Here is a 16,369-nt window from a genome sequence, read left to right on the forward strand (position 1 = left end):
ACGTGCTCAGCTGAGGGAGATCCCGAGTTCCCTGGTGACAAAGTCGTAGACCTCGTCGGCGGAGGCGTCGGCCAGCCTTTCGGTGACCTGGGCCGCCTCGGTGTCGGCCGTCCAATGGGAGAGCAGCGCGCGCAGCCGCTCCACCGCCCGCTCCCGGGTGGCCGGGTCGAGCCCGGTCGTGCCCGTGGTGGCCTCCAGCGCCTCCAGCCGGTCCAGCACCGGGTGGCCGGCCTCCGGCACCCGCGCCCGCAGTTCGGTGCGCAGGTAGCCCACCAGCGCGGTCGGCGTCGGGTAGTCGAAGGCCAGCGTGGCCGGCAGGCGCCGCCCCGCCAGGGCGGTCAGCCGGTTGCGCAGGTCCACCGCGGTCAGCGAGTCGAAACCCAGCTCCGCGAAGGTCCGGTCGCGGTCGATCCCGTCGGCCCCGGCGTGGCCGAGGACGACCGCGATCTCGCGGCACACCACCTCGTCGATCAGCCCGTCCCGGTCCTCCGGTGCGGTGCGCGCCAGCCGGTCCACCAGGGTCTCCTCGGGTGCCCCGGCCGCCGCGCCGGCCCGCCGGGGCCGGCCGACCAGGCCGCGCAGCACCGCGGGCATCGCCTCGCCCTGGGCCCGCAGGGCCTTGGTGTCCAGCCGCATCGGCAGCAGCCACGGCCGCCCCGCCGCGAGCGCCGCGTCGAACAGGTCGAGGCCGGTGGCGTCGTCCAGCGCGATGATCCCGGCCCGGGCGAGCCGGCGCAGGTCCGCCGCGCCGAGACGGCCGGTGATGCCGCTCTCCCGTGCCCACAGGCCCCAGGACAGGGCCAGCGCCGGGAGGCCCCGGGCCCGGCGGTGCAGCGCCAGGGCGTCCAGATAACCGTTGGCGGCCGCGTAGTTGCCCTGTCCGGGCGCCCCGAACGTGGCGGCGACCGAGGAGAACACGACGAACGCCGACAGGTCCAGGCCGAGGGTCAGCTCGTGCAGGTGCCAGGCGGTGTCCGCCTTGGGCGCGAGCACGTCGGCGACCCGGCGGCGGGTCAGCGAGTCGATGACGCCGTCGTCGGCCACCCCGGCCAGGTGCAGGACGGCGGTCAGCGGGTGCTCGGCGGGGACGGCGGCCAGCAGCGCGGCCAGCGCCGCCCGGTCCGTCACGTCACAGGACACCACCTCGACCTCGGCGCCCGACTCCTCCAGCTCCCGGACGAGTTCGGCGACGCCCGGTCCGTCCGGGCCCCGGCGGCCGGCCAGCAGCAGCCGGCGGACGCCGTGGGCGCGCACCAGGTGGCGGGCGAACATCCCGCCCAGCACACCGGTACCACCGGTGATCAGCGTCGTCCCCGTGGCCGGGAACGCCACCGGGGCGTCGCCCCCGGCCGACGGCCGGGCCACCCTGGGGACCAGTACGCTGCCTGCCCGCAGGGCCAGTTGCGGCTCGCCGGAGGCCACCGCGCCCGGCAGCAGCGGCCAGGCCGCGTCCAGGTCGTCGACGTCGACCAGCACCAGCCGGTCGGGGTGCTCGGTCTGCGCCGACTTCAGCAGGCCCCAGGCCGCGGCTCCGGCCAGGTCGACGGCGGCCAGGTCGACGGCGGCGGGGCCGGTGGCGTCCGGGCCGGTGGGAGCGGTGGTGCTGGTGGTGCCGGTGGCGCCGGTGGTGACGACCACCAGCCGGGCCCCGGTCAGCCGCGTGTCCGCCAACCAGGCCTGGACCAGCTCCAGCGCGTCACCCACCGTGGTGGCCGGGTCGGCCGGGTCACCGGCGGCCAGCCGGGCCAGCACGACCGGCGGCAGCGGCGCCCCCGTGTCGAGCGCGGCGCCGAGCGCGGCCACATCGGCGTAGTGGAGCGGGAGTTCGTCACTCGGCGCGCCGAGCACCGCCCACGTCGCGGTGGACTCCGCCGAGCCTGCCGCCGACACCGGCTCGACCGGCTGCCACACCACCTCGAACAGCGCGTCGTGACCGGCGGACCGGACGGCATCCGCGGTCACCTCCCGCCACGCCAGGGAGTCGATCCTGGCGACCGTCCGACCGCCGTCGTCCGCCATGTGCAACGACACCGTGTCCGAACCGACCGGCACGATCCGCACCCGCAGCCGCGACGTCCCCGGCGCGAACACGCTCACCCCGCTCCAGGCGAACGGCAGCCCGGCCGCCCGCTCGTCGTCCACCACGCCCGGCAGCAACGGGTGCACCACCGCGTCCAGCAGGGCCGGGTGGAGGACGTAGTCGCCGGTCGCACCGGGCGCGCCCGAGGGCAGCTCGATCTCCGCGACGACCTCGTCACCCGCCTTCCAGAGCCGTCGCAGGCCCTGGAACACCGGGCCGTAGGCGTAGCCCCGAGCGGTCAACTCCTCGTACAGGCCCGTAAGATCGCGCTCGACGGCATCGCCGGCCGGCTGGTCGGCCCCCGCGCCGGGGTCCGCCTCGGCCGCACCCACCGAACCCGTCACATGCTGGGTCCACTCGGGATCGGCGTCGTCGGCGGCCGGCCGCGAGTACACCGCCACGGCCCGGCTGCCCGAACCGTCCGGAGCCTCCACCACGACCTGGAGCTGGACGGCCCCCGAACGCGGCAGCACCAGCGGAGCGGACAGCACCAGCTCCTCCAGCCTCGGGCAGCCGACGCGTCGCCCGGCCGTCAGCACCAGCTCGACGAAGGCCGAGCCCGGCAGTAGGACCGAACCCAGGACTGCATGGCCGGTGAGCCAGGGGTGGGTGGCGAGGGAGATCCGCCCGGTCAGCACCGTCCCGCCGTCCGGGAGTTCGACCACGGCGGCGAGCAGCGGGTGGGCGGCGTCGGTGAGTCCGGCGGAGGCGACGTCACCCGCGACGGGCTCCAGCCAGTAGCGCTCGCGCTGGAAGGCGTACGTCGGCAGCTCGACCAGGCGCGGGTCGTGGCCCGCGAACAGCGCCGCCCAGTCGACGTCCGTACCGTGGACGAAGGCGTGCGCGAGAGCCGTCACCGTCTGGCGTGCCTCCGACCGGTCGGCGCGCAGCGTGGGCGCGGCAGCGTCGACGAGGGCGGAGAGCACACCGTCCGGGCCGAGTTCGACCCAGGCGCCCACACCGGCTTCGGCGACGGCGTCCGCGAAACGGACCGTGCGGGACACGTGGTCCACCCAGTAGGCCGGGTCGCACCACTCGCCCTCGACCGGCAGGCCGGTGACGGTCGAGACCGCCGCAAGGCGCGGCGGGTGGAAGGTCAGGCCCGCCACGACCGCACGGAAGTCCTCCAGCATCGGGGCCATCAGCGGGGAGTGGAACGCGTGGCTCACCTCCAGCCGCTTCGTGCGGCGGCCCGGCAGCGCCTCGACGACCGCACGAACCGCGCCCTCCGCACCCGAAACCACCACCGAAGTAGCCGAGTTGACCGCCGCGACACCCACCTCCGCGAGCCCGGCGAGCAGCGGGAGGACCTCCTCCTCGGCCGCCTCCACCGCGACCATCGCCCCACCGGCGGGCAGCGCGTCCATCAACCGGGCCCGCGCCGACACCAGCGCACCCGCGTCCACCAGATCCAGGACCCCGGCCACATGCGCGGCCGCGATCTCACCCACCGAATGCCCCACGAGCACGCGGGGAGTGACACCCCAGGAGGCGAGCAGCCGGAACAGCGCCACCTCCAGCGCGAACAGCGCCGGCTGCGCCAACCCCGTACGACCCAGGCCCTCACCCGAGGCGACGACCTCGGCCACCGGCGTGTCGAGCACCGCACACACCTCGTCGAACGCCGCCCGGAACACCGGGAACGCCTCGTACAACTCCCGCCCCATGCCAGCCCGCTGACCACCCTGGCCCGCGAACAGGAACCCGACACCGGTCCGCACCGCACCCGCTCCGGCGCTTACGACATCGGCGCCCAGCAGCACCGCCCGGTGCTCGAACACCGCCCGCGACGTCGCCAACGAGAAGCCCACGTCCACCGGATCGACGTCGCCCGAGGACGCCAGCTCCGCCACCCGGGCCAGCTGCCCGCCCAGCGCCTCCGCCGACCGCGCCGACACCACCCACGGCACCACCGGCATCGCCGCCCGGTCACCGCCCACCGCGACCGCCGCCGGATCCCCCTCCTCCACGATCACATGCGCGTTGGTGCCGCTCGCACCGAAGGAGGAGATGCCGGCACGTCGCGGACGCTCGCCCGAAGCCCACTCCCGGGCTTCGCTCAACAGCTCGACGGCGCCCTTGGACCAGTCGACGTGGGGTGTCGGGGTGTCGAGGTGCAGGGACCGCGGCAGCAGACCGCTGCGCAGCGCCATCACCATCTTGATCACGCCGGCCACACCCGCGGCCGCCTGCGTATGCCCGATGTTCGACTTCACCGACCCCAGATACAGCGGCCGGTCCGCGTCCCGCCCGCGCCCGTACGTCGCCAGCAGCGCCTCCGCCTCGATCGGGTCACCCAACCGCGTCCCCGTCCCGTGCGCCTCCACCGCGTCCACATCCGCCGCCGACAACCCCGCACTCGCCAACGCCCGCCGGATCACCCGCTCCTGCGACGGACCGTTCGGCGCCGTCAGACCGTTCGACGCACCGTCCTGGTTCACCGCACTGCCCCGCACCACCGCCAACACCCGGTGACCCAACCGACGGGCATCCGACAGCCGCTCCACGAGCAGCACCCCCACACCCTCCGACCAACCCGTCCCGTCCGCGTCCGCCGAGAACGACTTGCACCGACCGTCCGCCGCCAACCCCCGCTGCCGCGAGAACTCCACGAACGTCCCCGGCGACGACATCACCGTCACCCCGCCCACCACACCCAACGCACACTCACCACCGCGCAACGCCTGCACCGCCAGGTGCAACGCCACCAGCGACGAGGAACAGGCGGTGTCCACGGTCAGCGCCGGACCGGTGAAACCGAAGGCGTACGCGATCCGGCCGGCCAGCACACTGGCCGCGTTGCCGGTCATCAGGTACCCGTCGACACCGGCCGGGACGCGGGTCATGGACGTCGCGTAGTCCTGACCGTTGCCGCCGACGAACACCCCGGTCGGGCTGTTGCGCAGCGCCGCGGGGTCGATGCCGGCCTGCTCGAACGCCTCCCAGGCCGTCTCCAGCAGTTGGCGCTGCTGCGGGTCCATGCCCAGCGCCTCCCGCGGCGAGATCCCGAAGAAACCGGCATCGAACTCGGTCGCCCCCCGGAGGAAGCCGCCCTCGGCGGTGTAGGTCTTTCCCGGGGCGCCGGCGTCCGGGTCGTAGAGGTCCTCGATGTTCCAGCCGCGGTCGGTGGGGAACGGCTCGATCATGTCGGCGCCGTCGGCGACGACCCGCCACAGGTCCTCCGGTGAGCCGATCCCGCCGGGGAAGCGGCACGCCATGCCGACGATCGCCATCGGTTCGTCGGTGACCGCGGCCGGTGCGACGGGCAGTTGGGCGTCGTCCGCACCGAGCAGTTCCGCCGCCAGGTGGTCCGCGACCGCCTCGACCGTGGGGCGGTCGAAGGCGAGCGAGACGGCCAGGCGGAGGCCGGTCCGCGCGTTCAGGCGGTTGCGCAGGTCGACGGCGGTCAGCGAGGTCAGCCCGAGCTCGGTGAAGGCGCGGGCGGTCTCCAGCGGCCCGGACTCCGCGTAGCCGAGCACCTCGGCGACCTCGGTCCGGACCAGGGTGACGAGTGCCTGGCGGCGGTCCGCGTCCGCCAGACCGGCGAGCCGGTCGCGCAGTGCCCGGGCGTCCGCCCCGAGCAGGGCCCTGACCTCGGGCAGCTCGGCGACGAAGCGGTGGGCGCGCGCCACGGTCGGCGCCGAGACCACCTGCTCCCAGTCGACGTCGGCGACGACGGTGTTCTCCCGGCCGGAGCTCACCAGCCCCAGCGCCTCGCGCAGACCGACCGGCCGGAACCCGAGGGCGCCCGGCCCGTCCTCGTCCGGGCCGACGGCCACCGACAGCCCGGGTAGCCCCAGGGACCGGCGGTGCCGGACCACGGCCTCCGCGGCGGTCTGGGTCACGGTGGGCGACGCGGCGCCGCCGATGACGCCGACGGCGGAGCAGAGCACCAGCAGCATCCCGGCGCCGGCCCAGTCGTGCAGTTCCTTCAGCTGCTCCGTCCGGGCGGTGACCAACCGGTGCCACTGCTGGGCCGTCAGGGTCGCGGTGTCGCCGTGTGCTTCTTCGAGCAGGACGACGACGCTCCCGGCGAGCTCCGCCCGGGTGGCGGCGTTCCACTCCGCGCGCTCGACCCGGTCCGGGAGTCCGGGCTCGCCGTTTCCCTCGTCCGCCTGGCCCGTGCCGCCCGGTGCTCCGACCAGGACGACCCGGTCGGCGCCGATGCCCAGCAGCCAGTCCGCGAGCACACCGGCCCGGGGCCCGAGGTCACCGACGACCGCGACCGTTCCACTCAGGCTGACCGCGCTGCCCCCGGCGCGCGCGGGCCGCAGCCGCCGGGTGAGGACCCGCCCGGCCCGCACGGCCAGCTGGTCGTCCGCGTCCTGGCCGGCGGCCAGCACGTCGCGCAGCCGGTTCCAGTCCTCCTCGGTCGGCGCGGCGGGCAGGTCGACGACTCCGCCCCAGCTCTCGGCCAGCTCCCAGCCGAGCACACGCGCGACCGCCCACGGGCCGGCGCCGTCCGGATCCACCGCCGGATCCTCGGCGGTGGCCGCCACGGCGTTGCGCGTGAGGCACCACAGCGGGATCGTGTCCAGCGCCCGGGCGACCGCCACCAGCGCCCCCGCGCGCGGACCTAGCAGCGACACCGCGCCCGCCAGGGGCGCCTCGTCCGCGATCCGGCGCAGCAGCCCGGCGACCGCCTGCTCGTCGAGCTCGACGGCGGGGTCGAGCTCGACCCGGACGACGTTCTCGACCAGGGTTCCCAGGCGCCGGGCGGCCTCCGCCAGGAGCTCGTCCTGGTCCGGTGCGGGCGATGTGACGACCAGCCAGGTGCCGGGCACGGCATCCCGGAGCGGCAGGTCGAGTGGCTGCCAACCCACCTGGTAGAGCAGGGAATCGCGGGAGGCCGGGCTGCCCGCCCCGGTGCGTGTCGCCGGCTTCAGCCAGTAGCGCTCGCGCTGGAAGGCGTAGGTCGGCAGCTCGACCAGGCGCGGGTCGTGGCCCGCGAACAGGGTGGGCCAGTCGACGTCCGTACCGTGGACGAAGGCGTGCGCGAGGGCCGTCACCGCCTGGCGGGCCTCCGGCCGGTCCGCGCGCAGCGCGGGCGCGGCAGCGTCGACGAGGGCGGAGAGCACACCGTCGGGGCCGAGTTCGACCCAGGCGCCCACACCGGCCGCCTCGACCGCGTCGGCGAAGCGGACCGTGCGGGACACGTGGTCCACCCAGTAGGCGGGGTCGCACCACTCGCCGTCGACCGGGAGGCCGGTGACGGTCGAGACCGCCGCAAGGCGCGGCGGGTGGAAGGTCAGACCCGACACGACCGCACGGAAGTCCTCCAGCATCGGGGCCATCAGCGGGGAGTGGAACGCGTGGCTGACATCGAGCCGCTTGGTGCGGCGGCCCGGCAGGGCCTCGACGACCTCGCGAACCGCGTCCTCCGCACCGGAAACCACCACCGAAGTAGCCGAGTTGACCGCCGCGACACCCACCTCCGCGAGCCCGGTGAGCAGCGGGAGGACCTCCTCCTCGGCCGCCTCCATCGCGACCATCGCCCCACCGGCGGGCAGCGCGTCCATCAACCGGGCCCGCGCCGACACCAGCGCACCCGCGTCCACCAGATCCAGGACCCCGGCCACATGCGCCGCCGCGATCTCACCCACCGAATGCCCCACCAGCACCCGCGGAGTGACACCCCAGGAGGCGAGCAACCGGAACAGCGCCACCTCCAGCGCGAACAACGCCGGCTGCGCCAACCCGGTGCGGCCCAGGCCCTCACCCGAGGCGACGACCTCGGCCACCGGCGCGTCGAGCACCGCACACACCTCGTCGAACGCCGCCCGGAACACCGGGAACGCCTCGTACAACTCCCGCCCCATCCCCACCCGCTGACCACCCTGGCCCGCGAACAGGAACCCCACACCCGCCCGAACCGCACCCGCTCCGGCGGTGACGACATCGGCGCCCAGCAGCACCGCCCGGTGCTCCAGGACCGCCCGCGACGTCGCCAACGACCACCCGACATCCACCGGGTCGACGTCACCCGAGGACGCCAGCTCCGCCACCCGGTCCAGCTGCCCGCCCAGCGCCTCCGGCGAGCGCGCCGACACGACCCACGGCACCACCGGCATCGCCGGCATCGCCGCCCGGTCACCGCCCACCGCGACCGCCGCCGGATCCCCCTCTTCGAGGATCACATGCGCGTTGGTGCCACTGATCCCGAACGAGGAGACCCCGGCGCGACGCGGCCGGTCACCCGGGAACCACTCCCGGGCCTCTCCCAGCAACTCCACCGCCCCGGCCGACCAGTCGATGAACGGCGACGGTTCCTTCGCGTACAGGCTCCGGGGCAGTTCCCCGTGCTGCATCGCCAGCACCATCTTGATCACGCCGGCCATCCCCGCCGCGTGCTGGGTGTGGCCGATGTTCGACTTCACCGAGCCCAACCAGAGCGGCTCGCCCTCGGCACGGTCCTGGCCGTACGTCGCCAGCAGCGCGTGCGCCTCGATCGGGTCACCCAGCCGCGTCCCCGTCCCGTGCGCCTCCACCGCGTCCACGTCCGCCGCCGACAGCCCGGCACTGGCCAACGCCTGCCGGATCACCCGCTCCTGCGAGGGACCGTTCGGCGCCGTCAGCCCGTTCGACGCACCGTCCTGGTTCACCGCACTGCCGCGCAGCACCGCCAACACCCGGTGACCCAACCGACGGGCGTCCGAGAGCCGCTCCAGCAGCAGCACCCCCACGCCCTCCGACCAACCCGCGCCGTCGGCCTCGGCCGAGAACGACTTGCAGCGGCCGTCCGGCGCGCCGACCCGCTGCCGCGAGAACTCCACGAAGGTCCGGGGGGTGGACATGACCGTGACCCCGGCGGCCACCGCGAGCGGGCACTCCTCGTTGCGCAGGGCCTGCGCCGCCAGGTGCAGCGCCACCAGCGAGGAGGAGCAGGCGGTGTCCACGGTCAGCGTCGGACCGGTGAAGCCGAAGGTGTAGGCGACCCGGCCGGACATGATGCTGGGTGCGCCGCCGGTGAGGACGAGCCCCTCCACCTCGGCCGGGGTCTCGTCGACGCGGGGGCCGTACTCGTGGCCGCTCGCCCCGACGAACACCCCGGTCCGGCTGCCGTGCAGCGCCACCGGGTCGATGCCCCCGTGCTCGAAGGCCTCCCACGCCGTCTCCAGCAGCAGCCGCTGCTGCGGGTCCATGGCCAGCGCCTCCCGCGGCGAGATGCCGAAGAAGCCCGCGTCGAACAGGCCCGCGTCGTAGAGGAATCCGCCGTCCCGGGCGTAGCTGTGGCCGGCGGCCTCCGGGTCGGGGTCGTAGAGCCGGTCGAGCTCCCAGTCCCGGTCGGTCGGCAGCCCGCCGATGGCGTCGACGCCGTCGGCGACCAGCTGCCACAGGTCCTCGGGCGAGCCGACCCCGCCGGGGAACCGGCAGGCCATGCCGACGATGGCGATGGGCTCGTTCGCCTTCTCCTGGACCTCTTCGAGCTGCCTCCGCACGTCACGCGCGTCGGCGATCGAACGCTTGAGGTATTCGCGGAGCTTGGATTCGTCGGACACGCGCGGTCACTCCCTGGTCGGTCGCATACGGCAGGCGGTGTGGAACATCGAGCGGTGGCACAGTGGGCGGCGGAAGCTCACCCCTCCTTGTCCGACAAGCCCTAGGGCCGGTCCTGGTCGACCAGGGCGAACAGCTCGTCGTCGGTGGCCGCGTCGAGGTCGTCGTCCTCCCCCGCGCGGTCCCCGGCGGGCGCCGCGCAGGCGTCGAGCAGTTCCCGCAGCCGGGCGGTGACGCGGCGGCGCGACTCCTCGTCGGTGAGGGCGCCCGCCAGGGAGTCGCCGACCGCCCGGAGGCCGGCCATCACCGGGTCCTCGTCGTCCTCGGGGAGCGCGAGCGCGCCGAGGATGTGGTCGGTGACCCGGGCCGGGCTGGGGTGGTCGAAGACCAGGGTCACCGGCATCCGCAGACCGCTCAGGGCGGCCAGCCGGTTACGCAGTTCGACCGCGGTGAGCGAGTCCACGCCGAGTTCCTTGAAGGCGCGGGCGTCCCGCACCTGGGCCGGGTCGGAGTGCCCGAGCACGGCGGCGACCTGCGCGGTGACCAGGTCGAGCAGCGTGCTGCGCCGGTCCGCCCCGGACAGCCGGGCCAGGCGCTCGGCGAGGGACTGCGAACCGTCGCCGCCCGCCGCGGCGGTGCGCCGGACCACCGCGGTCCGCACCAGGTCGCGCAGCGGCGCGGGCACGCCGTCGGGGTCGGCGCGCAGGGCGCGGGTGTCGAGCCGGGCCGGGACGACCACGGGCTCGCCGGCGGCGAGCGCGGCGTCGAAGAGGGCCAGCCCCTCCTCCGCCGTCATCGGCACCAGCCCGCCGCGGGCCATCCGGGCGCGGTCGGCCTCGGCGAGGTGCCCGGTCATTCCGCTGGCCTGCTCCCACAGGCCCCAGGCGAGCGAGAGCCCGGCCCGGCCGCTCGCGGCGCGGTGCGCGGCGAGGGTGTCGAGGAAGGTGTTGGCGGCGGCGTAGTTGGCCTGGCCGGCGGCGCCGTTGACGCCGGCGATGGAGGAGTAGAGGACGAACGCGGCCAGGTCGAGGTCGCGGGTGAGGTCGTGCAGGTGCCAGGCCGCGTCCAGCTTCGGCCGCAGGACGCGGTCGACCTGGGCCGCGTCGAGCGAGGTGAGCACCCCGTCGTCGAGGACGCCGGCCGCATGGACGACGCCGGTCAGCGGGTGCTTCTCCGGGATGTCGGCCAGCAGGCCGGCCAGTGCCGCGCGGTCGGCGGTGTCGCAGGCGGTGAGGGTCACCCGGGCACCGGCGGCGCGGAGTTCGGCGGCCAGCGGGCCGGCCCCCTCGGCGGCCGCGCCGCTGCGGCTCGCCAGCAGCAGGTGCCGGACACCGTGGGCGTGCACCAGGTGGCGGGCGATCATCCCGCCGAGCAGCCCGGTGGCGCCGGTGATCAGGACGGTGCCGTCGGGATCGAGCGCGGGCGCCACGGTCAGGACGTTCTTGCCCACGTGCCGGGCCTCGCGCAGGTGCCGGAAGGCGTCCCTGGCCCGGCGCACGTCCCAGGCCCGGACGGGTGAGAGGGTCAGCGCGCCGGCCCGGAAGAGGTCCAGGATCTCGCGCAGCATCACCCCGATCCGCTCCGGTCCGGCGTCGACGAGGTCGTAGGCGCGGTAGGTGACGCCCTCGTGGTCGCGCGCGACGTCGGCCGCGGCCCGGATGTCGGTCTTGCCCATCTCCACGAACCGGCCGCCCGGCACGGTCAGCCGCAGCGACGCGTCGACGTACTCGCGGGCCAGCGAGTTGAGCACCACGTGGACGCCCCGGCCGCCGGTGGCGGCGCGGACGCGCTCCTCGAAGTCGAGGGACCGCGAGGAGGCGCGGTGCGCCTCGTCGACGCCGAGGTCACGGAGCACGCCCTGCTTGGCGGGGCTCGTGGTGCCGTAGACCTCCGCCCCGAGGTGGCGGGCCAGTTGGACGGCGGCCATCCCGACGCCGCCGGTGGCCGCGTGGATCAGCACCCGCTCCCCGGCCCGCAGCCCGGCGAGGTCCACCAGGCCGTAGTAGGCGGTGAGGTGGACGACCGGGACGGACGCGGCCTCCGCGAAGGACCAGCCCTCCGGCATCGGGGCGATCATGCGCCGGTCGGCGACGGCCACCGGGCCGAAGGCGTGGAAGAACATCCCGACCACCCGGTCCCCGGGCGCGAACTCGGTGACGTCCGGAGCCACTTCGGTGACGATGCCGGCCCCTTCGCTGCCGAGGACGACCTCGCCCGGGTACATCCCGAGGGCCATCAGGACGTCCCGGAAGTTCAGCCCGGCCGCCCGGACGGCGACCCGGACCTGGCCCGGCTCCAGCGGCCGGTCGGCGGTGTCGGCGGGCACCAGCGCCAGGCTGTCCAGCGTGCCGACCACGGGGATCTCCAGCCGCCAGGCGGCGGAGTCCGGCACCGGGAGGGCCGGCCGGCTCGCCGCCGGGACGAGCCGGGGGACGAAGCACTCGGCGCCGCGCAGGACCAGCTGGGGCTCCCCGGTGGCCAGCGCGGCGGGCAGCGACCGGGCGGCGGCCTCGCCGTCGAGGTCGACCAGCCGGAAGCGCCCGGGGTTCTCGGTCTGGGCGGTCGCCAGCAGGCCGCGGACACCGGCCTGGACCGGGTCGCCGGCGAGGGAGTCGACCGTCAGCACGACGAGCTCGGTGCCCTCCAGCCGCTCGTCCGCGAGCCAGGACCGGACCAGGTCGAGCGTCCGGTGCACGGCCCGGCGGGCGGCGTCGGCGACACCCGCTCCGGTGTCCGCCCGGTCCGCCGGCCGGTCCGCGGGCGCCAGGACGACGGCCGGGCGGGGGCCGGCCGACGCGGCCAGGGCCGCCGGGTCGGGGAAGGAGGCCGGCCGGCCCAGCTCGGCGGGCCACCAGTCGGGCAGCTCACCGAGCACGGCCCAGCCAGTGGTGTCGGGGTCCGCCGGCGCGGGCCGCAGCGGCACCAGGTCGACCAGGTGCAGCGCGTCGGGCGTCCCCGCCCCGGCGGCGAGCGCCGCGCGGGCGGCGGGCCGCAGGACCAGCGAGTCGACGGTCAGCACCGGCGCGCCGGTGCCGTCGGCGAGCGCCACCGACACCGCGTCGGCGCCGACCGGGCTGATCCGAGCACGGACCCGGGTGGCGCCGGAGGCGTGCACCCGCACGCCCTGCCAGGCGAACGGCAGCCCGCCCTCCCGGTCGTCGACGAGCAGCAGGGGGTGCAGCGCGCTGTCGAACAGGCCCGGGTGCACGAGGTGGCCGTCGGGCTGCTCGCCCTCCAGCACGGCCTCGGCGTAGAGGTCCTCGCCCAGCCGCCAGAGCCGGCGCAGCCCGCGGAAGCCCGGCCCGTACCGGTAGCCGTCGGCGGCGAGCCGCTCGTACGCCCCGTCGAGGTCCACCTCGGTGGCACCGGCGGGCGGCCAGGCGCGCAGCTCGACCGGGGCGCCGCCGGTCGAGCCGAGTACGGCCTCGACGTGGTCGGTCCACGGCGGCGCGGCCTCGTCCGTCCCGGTGCGGGAGTGGACGCTCACCCGGCGGCGGCCCTCCTCGTCGGCCGGTGACACCACGGCCCGGACCAGGACGCCGCCGCGCTCCGGCACGACCAGCGGGGCGGTGATGGTCACCTCCTCCAGGCAGGGTGCGCCGACCCGGTCGCCGATCGCGGTCAGCAGGTCGGCGAAGGCCGTCCCGGGCACCAGGACGCGGTCGAACACGGTGTGGTCGGCCAGCCATGGCCGGGTGTCCAGGGCGAGCCGCCCGGTCAGGACCAGCCCGCCGTCCGGCAGGTCGACGGCGGTCCCGACCAGCGGGTGGCCGGTGCCGGCCAGCCCGGCGGCGGTCACGTCGGTGGCGGCGGTGACGGGGCCGAGCCAGAACCGCTCGCGCTGGAACGGGTAGGTGGGCAGGTCGACCGGGCGGCCGGGGACGGCGCCGAGCGGGCGCGTCCAGTCCACCGGGACCCCGCGCACGTACAGTTCGGCGGCGCTGCCCAGGAACTGGTCGAGGCCGCCCCGGTCGCGCCGGAGCGATCCGGTGACCGCGACCGCGGGCCGGTCGCCGCTCTCGGCCCGGTCCCGGATCCCGACGGTGAGCACGGGGTGCGGGCTGCACTCCACGAACACGCCGTGCCCGGTGGCCAGCAGCTCGCCGACCACCTCGTCGAGGCGGACGGTGCGGCGGAGGTTCTCGTACCAGTAGGCGGCGCCCATCTCCGCCGTGTCGAGCCGTCCGCCGGTGACGGTGGACCACATCGGCACGGTGCCGGAGACCGGGGCGACCGGGCCGAGTTCGGCGAGCAGCCGCTCCCGGAGCGGCTCGACCTGGACGGAGTGCGACCCGTAGTCGACGGGGATCCGCCGCACCTGGACGTCCGCCGCGAGCAGCTCGGCCTCGAAGGCGTCCAGCGCGTCGACCCAGCCGGACACCACGGTCGCGCGCGGTCCGTTCACCGCGGCGACCGAGAGCCGGCCGTCCCGGCCGGCCAGGGCGGCCGTCACCTCGGCCTCGGGCAGCGGGACGGACAGCATGCCGCCCGAGCCGGCCAGTTCGGTCAGGGCCCGGCTGCGCAGCACCACGATCCGGGCGGCGTCCGCGAGCGAGAGGCCGCCCGCCACGTGGGCGGCCGCGATCTCGCCCTGGGAGTGCCCGACGACGGCGGCGGGGTGGACGCCCAGCGAGCGCCAGAGCTCCGCCAGCGACACCATCACCGCGAACAGCGCGGGCTGCACCACGTCGACCCGGTCCAGCGAGGGCGCGTCCTCGGCGCCCGTCACGACCGCCAGCACCGACCAGCCGGTGAGCTCGCCGATCGCCCGGTCGCACGCCCGCAGGGCCTGCTCGAACACCGGGGCGGTGGCGACCAGTTCACGGGCCATCCCGATCCACTGGGAGCCCTGGCCGGGGAAGACGAACACCACGGCGCCGGGTTCCTCGGTCCGCTCGCCGAGCACCGCCCGGGCGTGCGGCTCCCCGGCGGCCACGGCCCGCAGGGCCGTCCGCAGGTCCTCGGCGCCGTCGCCGAGCACCACGGCACGGTGCTCGAACTCCGACCGGGTGGCGAGCAGGGCCGCGGCGACCTGCGCCGGGTCGTCCGCCGGCCGGTCGGCGAGCAGGCCTGCCTGGGCCCGCAGGGCCGGCAGGCTCCGGGCCGAGAGCACCCACGGCAGGACGCCCGGGGCCCGGACGGCGGCCGGGGCGACGGGGACGGCGGGCACCGCGGCGGGTGGCTGCTCGATGATCACGTGGGCGTTGGTGCCGCTGATGCCGAAGGACGAGACCGCGCCGCGCCGGGCCGCGCCGCCGGCCGGCCAGGGCCGGCTGCCCGCGAGCAGCTCCACCCCGCCCGCCGTCCAGTCCACGTGCGGGGACGGCTCGTCGGCGTACAGGCTCCGGGGCAGCACCTCGTGCCGCAGCGCCATGACCAGCTTGATGATGCCCGCGACGCCGGCGGCGGCCTGGGTGTGCCCGAGGTTGGACTTCACCGAGCCGAGGTAGAGCGGCCGGTCCGCGTCCCGGTCCCGGCCGTAGGTGGCCAGCAGGGCCTCCGCCTCGATCGGGTCGCCGAGCCGGGTGCCGGTGCCGTGCGCCTCCACCACGTCCACGTCGGCCGGGGTCAGCCCGGCGTTCGCCAGCGCCTGCCGGATCACCCGCTGCTGCGACGGACCGTTCGGCGCGGTCAGGCCGTTGGACGCGCCGTCCTGGTTGACCGCCGAGCCGCGCACCACCGCGAGCACCTGGTGCCCGTTGCGCCGGGCGTCCGACAGCCGCTCCAGGACGAGCACCCCGACGCCCTCGGACCAGCCGACGCCGTCGGCCGCGGCCGAGAACGGCTTGGACCGGCCGTCGGGGGCCAGGCCGCGCTGGCGGGCGAACTCGACGAAGGTGCCGGGCGTCGACATCACGGTGACGCCGCCGGCCAGGGCCATCGTGCACTCCCCCGCCCGCAGCGCCTGCGCGGCGAGGTGCACCGCCACCAGCGACGAGGAGCAGGCGGTGTCCACCGTGATCGCCGGACCGGTCAGACCGAAGGCGTAGGAGAGCCGGCCGGACAGCACGCTGCCGGTGTTGCCGGTCAGCAGGATGCCTTCGAGGTCCTCCGGCATCCGGTCCACGCTGGGCGCGTAGTCGTGGTACATCTGCCCGGCGAACACGCCGGTCCGGCTGCCGCGCAGGGTGGCCGGGTCGATCCCGGCACGCTCCAGCGACTCCCAGGCCGTCTCCAGCAGCAGGCGCTGCTGCGGGTCCATGCCCAGGGCCTCGCGCGGCGAGATGTCGAAGAACGCGGCGTCGAAGTCGGCGGCGCCGTGCAGGAAGCCGCCGCCGGTCGCGTAGGTGTGGCCGGGCCGCTCGGGGTCCGGGTCGTACAGGTCCGCCGGCCAGCCCCGGTCCTGCGGGAAGCCGGACACCACGTCCCGCTCCTCGGCGACGACCCGCCACAGGGCCTCCGGGGAGTCCACCTCACCGGGGTAGCGGCAGGCCATCGCGACGATGGCGATCGGCTCGTCGGCCGTGGCCCGGTCCGGCCGGCCCGGCGCCTCCTCGGCCGCGGGCTCGCCGGTCAGCCCGGCCAGCAGGTGGGCGGCCACCGCCCGGGGCGTCGGGTAGTCGAAGACCAGCGTGGTCGGCACCCGCGAGCCGAGCGCCGCGGCCAGGCCGTTGCGGAGCTCGACGGCGGTCAGCGAGTCCAGCCCGAGGCTCTGGAAGGTCCGGTCCAGGTCGAGGGCGTCGGCGTCGGCGTGGCCGAGCACGGCGGCCGTGGTGTCCCGCACCAGCCCGGTCACGGCGGCCGCGCGGTCGGCAACCGGCAGCGCCGCCGCACCGGCGAGCGGGCCGGCGG

The 16,369-nt window shown here is 75.9% G+C and carries 1 protein-coding gene and 1 pseudogene; both read right to left on the bottom strand.

The window, feature by feature from the left end:
* Positions 1-6: 6 nt before the first annotated feature.
* A pseudogene (locus ACFWA9_RS25825) lies at positions 7-9,540 on the bottom strand (type I polyketide synthase); the annotation flags it as partial.
* A 140-nt stretch (positions 9,541-9,680) separates the two neighbouring features.
* Positions 9,681-16,369 (bottom strand): SDR family NAD(P)-dependent oxidoreductase (locus ACFWA9_RS25830; RefSeq protein ID WP_380390066.1); only part of this gene is annotated, 6,689 nt, incomplete at its 5' end.

Origin of the sequence: Kitasatospora sp. NPDC059973 (assembly GCF_042737525.1) — a bacterium.
GTDB lineage: Bacteria > Actinomycetota > Actinomycetes > Streptomycetales > Streptomycetaceae > Kitasatospora.